9 protein-coding genes are annotated in these 13,087 nt (G+C 69.2%); 4 read left to right on the top strand and 5 right to left on the bottom strand.

Going from position 1 to position 13,087, the window contains the following annotated elements; translation table 11 throughout:
* The first annotated feature begins 1 nt into the window (after position 1).
* Positions 2 to 2,872, top strand: a complete 2,871-nt coding sequence (locus ACIA8E_RS24175) for an NHLP bacteriocin export ABC transporter permease/ATPase subunit (protein WP_399301398.1) — start codon at positions 2 to 4, stop codon at positions 2,870 to 2,872.
* Between the two features lie 325 nt (positions 2,873 to 3,197).
* Positions 3,198 to 4,685, top strand: a complete 1,488-nt coding sequence (locus ACIA8E_RS24170; protein ID WP_399301397.1) for an MFS transporter — start codon at positions 3,198 to 3,200, stop codon at positions 4,683 to 4,685.
* Between the two features lie 2 nt (positions 4,686 to 4,687).
* On the opposite strand, the gene ACIA8E_RS24165 is transcribed toward ACIA8E_RS24170, so the two are convergent.
* From ACIA8E_RS24165 to ACIA8E_RS24145, 5 genes are all read right to left on the bottom strand, one after another.
* Complete coding sequence (locus ACIA8E_RS24165) at positions 4,688 to 6,016, bottom strand: MFS transporter (RefSeq protein ID WP_399301396.1); 1,329 nt, start codon at positions 6,014 to 6,016, stop codon at positions 4,688 to 4,690.
* Between the two features lie 334 nt (positions 6,017 to 6,350).
* Complete coding sequence (locus tag ACIA8E_RS24160) at positions 6,351 to 8,480, bottom strand: acetate--CoA ligase family protein (RefSeq protein WP_399301395.1); 2,130 nt, start codon at positions 8,478 to 8,480, stop codon at positions 6,351 to 6,353.
* A complete protein-coding gene (locus ACIA8E_RS24155) occupies positions 8,477 to 8,875 on the bottom strand; it encodes a Zn-ribbon domain-containing OB-fold protein (RefSeq protein ID WP_399301394.1) in 399 nt (132 codons plus the stop codon). The genes ACIA8E_RS24160 and ACIA8E_RS24155 overlap by 4 nt, the downstream gene beginning before the upstream one ends.
* A gap of 5 nt (positions 8,876 to 8,880) precedes the next feature.
* A complete protein-coding gene (locus ACIA8E_RS24150; protein ID WP_399301393.1) occupies positions 8,881 to 10,035 on the bottom strand; it encodes an acetyl-CoA acetyltransferase in 1,155 nt (384 codons plus the stop codon).
* Complete coding sequence (locus ACIA8E_RS24145; protein WP_399301392.1) at positions 10,032 to 11,204, bottom strand: acyl-CoA dehydrogenase family protein; 1,173 nt, start codon at positions 11,202 to 11,204, stop codon at positions 10,032 to 10,034. The genes ACIA8E_RS24150 and ACIA8E_RS24145 overlap by 4 nt, the downstream gene beginning before the upstream one ends.
* Before the next feature lie 309 nt (positions 11,205 to 11,513).
* Here ACIA8E_RS24145 and ACIA8E_RS24140 point away from each other — a divergent pair, with 309 nt between their 5' ends.
* Together ACIA8E_RS24140 and ACIA8E_RS24135 are read left to right on the top strand one after the other, a co-directional pair.
* Positions 11,514 to 12,146: a TetR/AcrR family transcriptional regulator gene (locus ACIA8E_RS24140; RefSeq protein ID WP_329165172.1), complete on the top strand. Its 633-nt coding sequence runs from the start codon at positions 11,514 to 11,516 to the stop codon at positions 12,144 to 12,146.
* 113 nt (positions 12,147 to 12,259) lie between these two features.
* Positions 12,260 to 13,054 (top strand): acyl-CoA thioesterase domain-containing protein, encoded by a 795-nt coding sequence (locus tag ACIA8E_RS24135; RefSeq protein WP_399301391.1) that lies wholly within the window; start codon positions 12,260 to 12,262, stop codon positions 13,052 to 13,054.
* The last annotated feature ends 33 nt before the right edge of the window (positions 13,055 to 13,087 follow it).

The raw sequence follows: 13,087 nt of genomic DNA, 5'->3' as shown, positions 1-13,087 counted from the left end.
GGTGACATCCGTTCACCATCTCGAGGGCGCGGGATCGCACCCGTCCCCCGCAGAGCACGACGCGGTCATCGGCGCCCTGGGAGGGCTCGGCGAACAGGTCGACTGCCACGGTCTGCGCAGGCTCTCGCTGGAGGGGCCGCAGGTGCTGTGGCTCGTCGTGGGCGGCGCCCTGGACCTGTTCGCGGTCGACGCGGCGGAACAGGGCCACTGGCACTTCCTCGGCCGGCTGGAACCCGGGACGCTGCTGCTGGGTCCCGTCGAGGGACCGCGGCACACACTGATCGGCAGGCCCCTGCAGGAGTGTGTGCTGCGCCGCATCCCGCTGCGTGAGCTGTACCGGCCGGAGTACGCGGATGCCGCGGCGTACGACGGTCAGTACCGCAGCTGGTACGACACCGGGGACACGGCTCTGAGCCTGCTCGAACACGCCGTGGCCCTCGGCGTCGGGCGCAGTCGGCGGGTGCTGTTCGAAGCACCGCTGGACGGCCGGACCACCGTCGACGAGACGGTGGCCGACGATGACATCCTGTGGCTGCCGGTCTCCCCAGGCAGCATGCAGTACGGCGCCGCGTACAGCGCGGAGGCGGCAGGCGACCTGCTCATCGACGGCGCGATGTGGCAGGCCATGGTGAGCCAGCAGTACCGGCTGCTGTCCGCGCTGGACCGTTGGATCGAACGGCTGGAGCTCGCGCACGAGGACCGCACGGCAGCCGGCATCAAGGCGGGCGAAACCGTCCGCGACGAGGCCGACCGGACGCTGCTCTCCTCCATCGGGCATTCCCGGAGAACCTCTTCACGTGCGGCGGGCGCAAGCGACGACGCGACGTACGCCGCGTGCCGGCTCGTGGCCGAGGCGGCCGGGATCACGCTCTCGGAGCCGTCGAAGAGCGGTGTGGTGAGCGACCGGATCGATCCGGTCGAGCGTGTCGCGGTCGGCTCGCGGATCCGTACGCGCCCGGTCCGGCTCGACCGCCGCTGGTGGCGGGAGAACACCGGGCCCCTGGTGGGGCACCGGGCCGCGAGCGGAGCTCCGGTCGCCCTGCTGTGGCGCCGCGGCGGGTACGACGCGGTGAACCCGGTGACCGGCCGGCGCACCCGCGTCGACGCGGCCAATGCGGAGGAGTTCGAACAGCGTGCGGTCATGTTCTACCGCCCGCTGCCGGAACGGCCCATGGGCAAGTGGCAGCTGCTGCGGTTCAGTCTGCGCGGTACCCGGCCCGACGTGCGCAACCTGGCGCTGGCGGGAGTCGTGACGGTCGCCCTCGGCGCGCTGGTGCCGATCGCGACGGGACAGGTGCTCGGCGTCTACGTACCCAACGCCGAGAACAGCCTGATCGTGCAGGTCTCGCTGGCCGTCATCATCACGAGCATCGTCTCGGCCGTCTTCATGCTGATGCAGAACCTCACCATCCTGCGCATGGAGGGGCGCATCGAGAGCACGCTCCAACCTGCCGTGTGGGACCGGTTGTTGCGTCTGCCGACCAAATTCTTCACCGAGCGATCCACGGGTGAACTGGCGAGCGCGGCGATGGGCATCAGCGCCATCCGCCGGGTGCTGTCCGGCATCGGTCCGATCGCTGTGCAGGCGGGCACGGTCGGGGCGATGAACCTCGTCCTCCTGTTCTGTTTCAGCGTCCCGCTGGCGTGTACGGCGATCGCGATGCTGATCGTCATAGCCGCGGTGTTCCTCACCATGGGGCTGTGGGAGCTGCGGTGGCAGCGCCGGCTGGTCGAGCTCAGCAACAAGCTCAACAACCAGGCGTTCCAGACACTGCGCGGGCTGCCCAAACTGCGGGTCGCCGCGGCAGAGAGCTTCGCGTACGCGGCGTGGGCGGGGGAGTTCGCCCGAAGCCGCGAACTGCAGCAGCGCGCGGGCCGGATCAAGAATCTGACAACCGTCCTCAACGCGGTGTATCTGCCGCTGTGTTCGCTGGCCATGTTCGTTCTGCTGGCGGGTCCGGCTCGCGGGTCGATGTCGGCCGGCGCGTTCCTGACCTTCAACACGTCCGTGACCATGCTGCTGACGTCCATCACCCAGCTCACGGGTGCGTTCGTCTCCGCTGCGGCGGCGCTGCCCATGTTCGAGCAGATCAAACCGGTGCTCGACGAGGCCCCCGAGGTGCGTGGCGCCAGCACCCAGCCGGGCGTCCTGTCCGGGGAGATCGAGGCACGCAGTCTCTCCTTCCGGTACACCGATGACGGTCCGCTGGTCCTCGACGATGTGTCCCTGCAGGTGCGACCCGGCGAGTTCGTGGCGATCGTCGGCCCCAGCGGCTGCGGCAAGTCGACGCTGCTGAGGCTGCTCATCGGCTTCGACAAGCCGGTGTCGGGCAGTGTTCTCTACGACGGCCAGGACCTGGCCTCCCTCGACCAGGCGGCCGTACGCCGCAGCTGCGGGGTCGTCCTGCAGAACGCCCAGCCCTTCACCGGATCGATCCTGGACTGCATCTGCGGCGCCGAGGTCTTCACCCAGGAAGAGGCGTGGGAAGCCGCCGCGATGGCAGGTCTGGCCGAGGACATCAAGCGCATGCCGATGGGTCTGCACACCATGATCGCCGGTGGCGGCTCCATCTCCGGCGGTCAGCGCCAGCGTCTGATGATCGCCCAGGCACTCGTGCGGCGTCCGCGCATCCTGTTCTTCGACGAGGCCACCAGTGCGCTCGACAACGAGACGCAGCGCATCGTGATCGAAAGCACCCGCTCGCTGAACGCCACGCGCATCGTGATCGCCCATCGGCTCTCCACGGTCCTGGACGCCGACCGGGTGATCGTCATGTCGGACGGCCGTGTCGTGCAGCAGGGACCGCCCGCCGAACTTCTCGCGGACACCAACGGTCGGCTCCACGAGTTGGTCCGGCGTCAGATGCGCTGAACGGCGCCTTCACGCCGGGCCGTGCCCGACAGATCCCGCCCCGGCGCGCGACGCCTGGCGGGAGGTGTCCGGCACGGCCCAGGGTTTCCGAGGCTCTTCGCCGCAGCCCCGGAATCCCCACGTCCGGCATCTCCATGTCCGTCACGAGAGATCCCGCCCTCCCGCCATGCCGTCGCCCCGCCCACCGTCCCGGGTCGGCGGGCATCACGGTGCGCACGACCCGCCAGGAACCGGACCCGCTCCGCGCCCGGTTCCTTCAGGACACCCAGAACAGAATGGAGTTCTAGTATTCTGATTTACAATTCGCATCCTGGGAGGAACGCCCATGTCCGGACCCGAGGAGGCCCAACTTCGCTACGCCTGGCGCGCGTTGTCGGTCGTCAGTCTGGCGAGCATCCTGACGGCGCTGGGCAGCAGCTCACTGAATGTCGCATTACCGCAGGTGGTGCGACATTTCGATGCGAGCGCCACAGCTGCGAACTGGATCCTGCTGTCGTTCATGCTGACCAATACGGGGCTGATGGTCGCGTTCGGCCGGCTGGCGGACATGTTCGGGCGCCGCACCATGTATCTGCTCGGTCTGGCCACGTACACCGGGGCCAGTCTGCTCCTGGGCTTCGCGCCCGGCGTGTGGTACCTGATCGGCCTGCGGGCGGTACAGGCCGCCGGTGGTGCGATGCTGCTGACCAACAGTGCGGCCCTGCTCGCCGACGCGTTCCCGCAGCGTCAGCTGGGGCGGGGCATGGGCATCTACATCGCTTCGTTCTCCGTCGCCCAACTGGTGGGACCGACCCTCGGTGGCTTTCTGACGGACCGGTTCGGCTGGCAGTGGGTGTTCTGGTACAACGTGCCGATCGGGCTGCTGTGTCTGGCCTGGGGTGCGGTCGCGCTGCGCAAGGTGGGCGGCCGGGCGCGCGACGGCGGCATCGACGCGACGGGCAATCTGCTCGTGCTGATCAGCCTCGGAAGCCTGCTGTTCGGCTTGTCCCAGGTCGGTGAGAACGGTTGGACCGATCCCGTGGTCGTTGCCTGCCTGGCCATATGCGTCGTGCTGGTACCGCTGTTCGTGATGATCGAGCTACGCAGTCCGCACCCGGTCATGGACGTGACGTTGTTCCGGGACCCGCCCTTCGCGCTCGGCCTGCTCACCTCGTTCCTCAACTCGGTGGCGCGGATGGCGGTGGTGCTGCTGATCGCCTTGTTCTATCAGGCAGTGCACGGCGAGTCCCCGGTGTCGGCCGGCTTGAAAGTGCTGCCGCTGTCGGTGGCCGCGATGATCGCCTCGGCATGTTCGGGGATGCTGCACGCGAGACTGGCGCCGCGCACCATCGCACTGCTGGGGACCTCCACCGGCACCGCGGGCCTGCTCTTCCTGCTGCTGAACATGTCGGTGGACACCGGCTACCCGCCGATCGCCTGCGGACTGGTCCTCATCGGTGCCGGATCGGGAATGTTCATGCCGGCCAACACCACGGCCCTGCTGGACGGGGTTTCGTCCCGGCGCATCGGAATCGTCAACGCGATGCGCCTGATGGTGCAGAACACCGGTGTCGTGGTGAGCACGGCGCTGGCCATGTCGCTCGTGACCAGTCCGCTGCCGGTCGGCCTGCGGCAGTACGTCTTCGCCGGTACGATCGCCGACGTCTCCTCGCACGGAGTCGCGCAGTTGGTCACCGGATACCGGCTTGCCCTGCTGGTCATGACGGCGATCTCCGCACTGTCGGTGATCGCCTCGCTCGGCCGGCACCGGGCGACGGGCGTCACCACCGGAGGAAACCGGCCGAGCGAGGAACCGGTCGGCAAGGCACCGTGATCTCAGTCCGCCGCGCCCCTGCCCACGGTCGGTGCGAGTACGGGAATCGCCTCGGTGCCCGTACGCCGCCACGGCCCGTGGAACAGCAGCACCGCCGGGATGAACAGCACCATGCAGCACATGGCGGTGATCATCCAGGTGTGCCAGCTGCTGCTCTCCACCACGCGCGGCACGGCGAACAGGGCCAGGACCGCCGCCCCCTTGGAGACGAATCCGAACAGGCCCCAGGCGCTGCCCTGCAGCCGCGGATCGATGTCCTCGGCATCCTCGGAGAAGTTCGCCATCCACGGCCCGTACGCGACACCCAGTGCGCCGCCCAGCAGCGCGCCGGTGAGCATCAGATGGAGTTGAGAAACGTCCTGACGACCCATCAACATCACCAGATAGCCGGTGATCGCCACTGCCGCGGCCGTGCCGGCCACACAGATCGGCTTGCGCAACTGCAGCCGGTCCGAGATCCGACCGCTCACCACGACGGTGAGCAGATTGAGTACCCAGAAGACCGACATGATCCCCGACGCGTTGGCCGCGCCGAGGCCGAAGGAGTGGGCGAGCATCGTCGGGCCGTACAAGGAAAGCGTCAGGTAGAGGATCAGCCACAGTCCGATGCCGACGACATGCGCCCAGATGGTGCGGTGGGTGAGCAGGTCTCGGGCCCGGGGCGCCGTGCCGGGGCCGTCCGGTGTGAACGCCTGCCGTTCGGTCTGCTGGATACGCGCGCGCAACTGCGGTGAGAGGTCGGCGATGTTGAACGCGATCACGAGGGAGACCACGAGCGAGAACGCGGCCATGATGACGAACTGGGAGCGCCAGGAGTCGTGGAAGAGCGGCAGAGTGGCGCTCGCGACCGCGGCAGCCAGGAAGTTGGCCCCCACAGGCCCCCAGGTCCAGAAGCCGAACGCCTGCGCGCGGCCCATCCGGGGTGAGAAGTCGCGGACCAGCGGGGCGGTGCCGGCCATGGCCATTCCGTCGATGACGGACAGTGCGATTCGGGCCAGCATCAGCTGCGTCGGCGAGTGGACCGCGGTCATCGCCAGGCAACAGACGGTCGTCAGCAGCATGAGCGGGATGAGCAGGCGCACCCGGCCCAGGTTGTCGGTGAGCCGCCCGCCGAGGACCGAGGCGAGCGCACCGGCGACGGTGGCCAGTGCGGACACCGTGCCGTAGGTGGCCAGGGACATGTGAAGGTCTTTGAGGAGCAGCGGAACCACGGGGGCGATCTGCCCCTCGTAGGACCCGATCAGGACGGCGAGTACGGCCATGGTGAGGATCCGCATCCGGCGCCCGCCGGTCGGGTATTCGTCGAGTTCGCGTACGTAGGAGAGCTTCATCGCTCTGACCTTTCTGCGAGTGGATTTCCGGCTGGTTCCACCGGTGCCGCCCCGTGGTCGCAGGCGGAGCCGCGGAACAGAATTTCCCTCTGTGACGAGATTTCGATCGATCTCGCGCCGCCGTGCCGGGGGCAGGACGGTGCATGTCTCCCGGCTGCGTCCCGGGGCTGTGGTCTTCCCTTTCGGGGTGGAGCACCGCTCGCTACCCGGTCCGTACCGACAGTCCGGTGAACGGGGCAGGCGGGTACCTGCGGGACCCCCGGTAGGGCAAAGGCCGCCACGGTCGCAGCAGGCGACCGCGGCGGCCCTCGGACAGGAGCCGCAGGTGTGCGGCTCAGTTCCAGGTGATCAGCGCGTCCAGCGCTTCGACCCGACTCCCTTGCACGAGAAGAGGGTTGACCTCCAGTGATTCGAGACCGGGTCCCAGGCCGTCCGCGAGCCCGGCGATACGGGCAATGACCTCGGCGACCTTGTCGAGGTCCGCGGGCTCGGTGCCACGTGCGCCGTCCAACAGCCGGGCGCCGCGCAGTTCCCCCAGCGCCCGGCGTATGTCGTCGGCGCCGACCGGCAACAGCCGCAGCACCGAGTCGCGCAGTACCTCGACCCACACGCCGCCGAGGCCGACGGCCATGGTCAGCCCCCACGCGGGGTCACGGACCACGCCGACGAGCAGTTCCACACCGCCGCTGCGCTGCGGCTGCACCAGGGTCCCGGTGCCGGTAAGTCCGCGTTCCCGCAGGACGGCAGATACTTCGCGGTGGGCCCGGCGCACTTCGTCGGCTCCTCCCAGTCCCAGCCGGACCCCACCGATGTCGCTCTTGTGCCCGAGGCCGTCGGCAACTGCCTTGAGCACCACGGGGTATCCGAACCGGTCGGCCGCCGCCACCGCTTCGTCCTCCGTTGCGGCCGGGGCGGAAGGCACGACCGGGATGCCGTTGTCGCAGAGCAGCTGCGATGCCCGGTACTCCGTCCACACCCCGGAGGTCGGGCCGTGTACCACCGGCCGGGGATCCGGCGCGGGCCCCATCGGGCCTGCGACGGCCCGCGGCAACTCCCGGGACCAGCGCACGGCCGCGCCGATCGCCGTCACCGCATGCTCGATGCCGCCGGCCACGTACGGAAAGCCGGTCTCCTCCTGTACATGACGGCCGAATTCGGTGATGTCGGTGAGGATGTTGCTGGCCACCATCACCGGGCGGCTCGCGTCGCGGATGCGCTGCGCGGTGGCTCCGAAGTGCAGCAGTGTCGGAGCCGGATCGGTCGGCACCACCCGGGGGAGGTCGGACAGCAGCATGACCGCGTCGATCCCCGGGTCGTCGGCGACGACCTCCAGCGCGCGGCCGAGCAGGGTCCGGTCCACCACCACGTACCCGGTGACGTCCAGGGGGTTCTGCACGGTCGCGAAGCCGGGCAGGATCTCCTTCAGCCGCGCCACCGTCTCCGGAGCGAAAGGCGGCAGCTCGAGTCCCTCCTGCTCGGCCCGGTCGGCGATGACTTCGCAGGCCCCGCCCGAGGGTGTCACCACGCCGATCCGCGGACCGTCGATCCGGCCGACCTGGGCCAGCAGCCCGGACGTGATGATCAGATCCTCGAGCGAACGGACGCGGACCACACCCAGCTGCCCGAACGCGGCGTCGATCACGCGGTCGTCCCCCACCAGTGCCCCGGTGTGGGCCTGCGCGGTGTGCGAGGCGATCTTGCTCGACCCGATCTTGAGCGCCACGATCGGTTTGCCGGCCCGGGCGGCCCGGCGGGCGGCGCGGGCGAACCGTTCCGGGTGGCGCACGGACTCCAGGAACAGTGCGATCACCTTGGTGGCCGGGTCGTCCACCAAGTAGTCGATGACGTCGGTGACCGACACCATCGTCTCGTTGCCCATGGAAGTGAGCAGGCTCAGCCCCACGTTCCGGGCCTGCGCGAAGGAGAGTATGGAACTGGCCAGGGCACCGCTCTGCAGCACCACGCCCACCGGGCCGCCGAGCAGCGGCGCCGGGATCGGCAGGCCGTAGGGGGTCGTCCCGGCCGTGGCGTTGATGTAGCCGTTCCCGTTGGGGCCCAGTACGGTCAGCCGGTTCTCGCGTGCGAAGTCGAGGATCTCCTCCTCCCGGCGCCTGCCCTCCGGACCCGTCTCGCCGAAGCCCGCGGTGAGCACCACGTAACTCCGGATGCCCAGACCGGCGCCTTCCCGAAGTACCGGAAGCACAGCGGGTGTCGGCACCATGACATAGGCCATGTCGACCGGCTCGCCGATGTCCGAGAGGCTGCGATGGGCGCGCTGTCCGTGCACCACCTCGGTGCGTGGATTGACCAGATGCACCTGTCCTGAGAAGCCGTGGTTGCGCAGGTTGTCGAACGTGGCCAGCGACCAGCCCGACTTGTCGGTGGCTCCGACCAGGGCGATGGACTTCGGGGCGAACAGCGCGCGCATGGCCTCGGCACCCGCTTGCGTGGTGGGCGCGCTCATATCGCCTCCACCACCCGGAAGCACGGCAGCTCCGGAGAGTCGTCGCCACCCAGGCGGGTGATCTCCAGCTCGACGCGGTCGCCGATGCGCACCCGGTCCCCGCCGACGATCCTGGACATCATCCGCACGCCCTCGTCGAGGTCGATCAGCGCAACCGTGTAAGGAGGCTCCCCGGCGGACGGACTGAAGGCGCGGTGCGCGACGGTGTACGAGTAGACGGTGCCGGTTCCCGGCGAAGTGAACCACTCCAACCGGTCACCGAAGCAGTGCGGGCAGAGCGACCTCGGGTAGAACACCGCACGACTGCAGTCGCCGCAACGCTGCAGGCGCAGCTCTCCCGCGGCTATGCCGTCCCAGAACGGCCTCGACTCGACATCCGGAGCAAGGTCCGCCACGCTGATCAACTCCTTCCGAGTACGACGGTCGAGGTGGACGACAGGACGCCGCCGGTTCCGTGCACCAGGGCCAGTCCGGCACCGTCGACCTGACGGCGCGGGTCGCCGGCGAAGTCGTGCCGCAGTTGCCGGGTCGCCTCGATGAGCAGGTAGATCCCGTACATGCCGGGGTGCGTGTAGGACAGACCACCGCCGTTGGTGTTCATCGGCACCGGTCCACCGGGGGCGGTACGGCCGCGGGCGACGAAGTCCCCGGCCTCGCCCGGTTTGCAGAACCCCAGTGACTCCAGGGTCAGCAGGACGGTGATGGTGAAGGAGTCGTAGATCTCCAGCAGGTCGAGGTCGTCATGGGTCACGTCGGCCATCTTCATCGCCGTCGGTCCCGAGCGGGCAGCACCGGTGACGGTCAGGTCCGGCATCTGGGCGATGCTGCTGTGCGTAGTGGTCTCGCCGTGGCCGAGCACGACGACCGGATGGGTGTCCACGTCGGGCCAGCGGTCCTCAGCCGCCACGACCACCGCGCCGCCACCGTCGGTGACCAGGCAGCAGTCCAGCAGGTGCAGCGGATCGCTGATCATCGGCGAGTCGAGCACGTCGTCGACCGTGATCGGGTGACGGTGGTACGCGTCCGGGTTGAGCGCCGCCCACTGCCGTGCGCTCACCGCCACTTCGGCCAGCTGCTCGCTGGTCGCACCGTACTGGTGGAAGTAGCGGTTGGCCGCCAGTGCGTAGGCGCCGACCGGCTGCGGCAGCCCGTAGGGCCGGTCGAACTGCTCGGTGAGCGACGGGGGTGGCCGTGGGGCGTTGCGTGAGCGGTTGCTGCGCTGGGTGCTGCCGTAGGTGATCAGTGCGACGTCGATCACCCCGGCCTCGATGGCGGCCGCCGCATGGCCGAGGTGCGCCTCGAAGGACGATCCGCCGATGTTGGTGCCGTCCAGGTAGTCCGGCTGGAGTCCCAGATACTCGGCCAGCGTCAGCGCGGGTGCCCAGGACCAGTTTCCGGCCACGAACAGGGCGTCCACGTCCTTGGGACCCAGCCCGGCCTCGGCCAGCGCCCCCCGGCTCGCCCTTGCTTGCTGGGACAGCACGGTCAGGTGCGGGGTCCTGCCCACTTCCGACTCGGCCACCCCGACGATCGCCGCGCGCCTGCGGGCCCTCATTCGCCGATCCCGCCCAGCCGTACATGGCCCTTGAGCAGGTTGCGGGCGATGGTGCGGCGCTGAATCTCGTCGGTGCCCTCGAAGATCCGCAGCAGTCGCAACTCCCGGTACCAGCGCTCGATCGGCAGCTCCTTGGTGTAGCCCATCCCGCCATGGATCTGCAGCACGCGGTCCACGACCTGGTTGGCCATGAGTGCGCCGTTGAGCTTGGCGATGGAGGAGGCGTGGCGCGCGTCCATGCCCTGCTGGACCCGCCAAGCCGCGTACAAGGTGAGCCACTTCGTGGACTCGATCTCCACCTGCGAGTCCGCGATCTGCCACTGGATCGCCTGGTACTCGGCGATCGGATTCCCCATGGAGTGCCGGATCTTGGCGTAGTCGATGGCCATCTGCAGCATCCGTTCGGCGGAACCGATCGCGCGGGCCGGGATCATGTATCGGCCCTGGCCGATCCACCGCAGCGCCAGCGCGAAACCGCGGCCGACTTCACCAAGTACGTTCTCGTCGGGAACACGCACCTCGTCGAAGACCAGTGCCGCCGGGCCCCACTGGCCCATCGTGGGGATCGGTTCGGACTTCCAGCCCATGTCCCGGTCGACGACGAAGCAGGTCACCCCGCCGTCCGCGCCCTTGTCCGGGTCGGTGACGGCGAACACCATCACGAAGTCGGCCTCGTTGCCGCCGGTGATGAAGGTCTTTTCCCCGTTGATCACCCAGTCGCCGCCGTCGCGCACCGCGCGGGTACGGATGTTGCGTGCGTCGGATCCGGCTCCCGGCTCGGTGATCGCGAAGCAGGACCGCCGCTCGCCCTCGATCGTCGGGATGAGGTAGCGCTGCTTCTGCTCGTCGTTGCAGCTGTAGAGGATGTTGTCCGCCGAGCCGCCGAAGCTGAAGGGAACGTACGTCCTGCCGGTTTCCATCGCCAGGATCGCGGACATGACGGCGCCCAGGTTCATCCCGCCGTACTCCTCGGGCGTGTTCATTCCCCAGAAGCCCGCCCGGCGGGCCTTGGCCCGCAGCTCGGCCAGGACGTCCACGGCGATCGCGGGAACGCCCGCCCGTTCGTTGCGCAGCACCTCATGTTCCAGCGGCATCACCTCCTTGGAGATGAACGCGCGGACCGTGTCCCGGATCTGACGTTCCTCGACACTGAGGGAGAAATCGACCATCGAGCGGTGTCCTTTCCTTCTCAGGACACGCGGGCGACCACCCGGGGTCCTTTTCTAGAACGGAACTCTAGGAATTGGCTCAGCCTGCGCCCGGCCGGACGAGCGTGTCAAGACGCCTGCCGCAAGCCGGTTCACGTACAACCGGCCACCCTTGGCGGCAACTTGCGAATCCGCGCCACTACTGCGGACGCGGCCGATCAAGGAAGCGTGACGAAACATCGACGAAACATCCGCGACGGCAATTCTAAGATTGGATTCGGTACGGTGGACCGCGTCGGTGCCCGTCGACGAAGGCAAGGAGGGGATCCCATGGCACGTAGCGCGAGCAGCGCCGCAGCCGGCGGGAACGCCTGGCAGTGGAGCCGCACCGCGGAGACCCGCCGGGTGTTGCTGAACGCCGCGCGTGAGGTGTTCTGCGAACAGGGCTTCGCCGAGGCGAGCATCGCAGGGGTGGTGGAACGCGCCGGGTCCAGTGTGGGCAGCCTCTACCACCACTTCGGCGGGAAGACCGAGCTCTTCCTCGCTCTGTGGGAGGAACACCAGGCCGCCCATGAGCAGAACGCGGTGACCGCGGTCGCCGCGGCCCGAGCCGCGGGCGAGGGAGAGGACCCGCTCGATCTGTTCGTCGTGGGCGCCCGTGCATTTCTCGAGGGCTCCTGGCAGCGCCGCGATCTGGCCAGGCTCTTCATGGACGGCGACGGGCCACCGGGCTTCGAGCTGGTCCGGCGCACACGCAGCCGGGAGTGGGTCCGGCAGAACGCGGTGCTGCTCGGCGCCGGCATCGACTCGGTCGACCGGCTCGCGGTGGCGGTGCTGACCACGATCATCGGGGAGGCGGGACGCGAGATCGCGACGTGCCCGAACAAGCGCCAGGCCAACAAGATCACCGAAGCCGCGATCGTGCTGATCCGCCGACTCGGCTCACCCGGCCAGGACACCTGACCAGCGGTCGGAGCATCGGGACCGCACGGCTGACGGCCGGGCCGGTGCACCGGCATCCCTGCGGCGCGCAGCCCGGTACATCGACACATCGGTTCTCCAGGAAGGAAACGCCCGTGGCCCAGGCCGAACAGCAGGAGGCCTTCTTCACCGGTGCCGGAGATGCATTCGTCCCCGCCCCCCACGCGCGCAGTTGGTGGGCGCCCGGCATGATGCACGGCAGGCTGCTCGGCGCGCTGGCGGCCCGAGCCCTGGAGCGTGAACACGCCGCCGAGGGACTGCACTTCACCCGGCTGACCGTCGACCTGTTCCGCAACGCGCCGATGGCGCCGGTGCGGGTGGAAACCCTCCGGGTGCGCGACGGCCGTCGCATCCGGGTCGCCGACGCGACCGTGCACGGCGCCGACGGCGTCGTCGCGCGGGCCAGCGCCGTGCTGCTGCGCCGCAGCGAGCAGCCACCGGGCCATGTCCCTGCCACACCGCCCTGGGACGCACCCGCACCTGAAGAGCTGCCCGCACCGCGCGAAGGGGCCTGGACGGTCTGGAAGTTCGACGAGCGCAACACGCCTGTGCGGGACGGCGGGCAGGGAAGCGGCAGGCGCAGGGCCTGGCTGCGGGAATCGTGCGAACTGGTCGCCGGCGAGTCACTCTCGCCGTTCGTACGGGCAGCGCTCGCCGCCGACACGGCCAGTCCGCTCGCCCATGCCGGTGACTCCGGGCTGCAGTTCATCAATGCCGACTACACCCTGTGCCTGAGCAGACTCCCGCTCAGCGACGCCATCGGGCTGGAGTCCGCCGCCCACACCAGCGAGGACGGGGTCGCCGTCGGGCACTGCACACTGCACGACACCGCGGGCCCGATCGGCTACTGCATGACCACCGCGGTTGCCAACCCCAGGGCCGGCACCTGACCGGTGTCCGCCGGACCGCGCTCGGGGGCGACA

Source organism: Streptomyces sp. NPDC051664, assembly GCF_044453545.1.
GTDB lineage: Bacteria > Actinomycetota > Actinomycetes > Streptomycetales > Streptomycetaceae > Streptomyces.
Note: the sequence above shows the minus strand (reverse complement) of the source record. Positions and strands in the feature narration are given on the sequence as shown.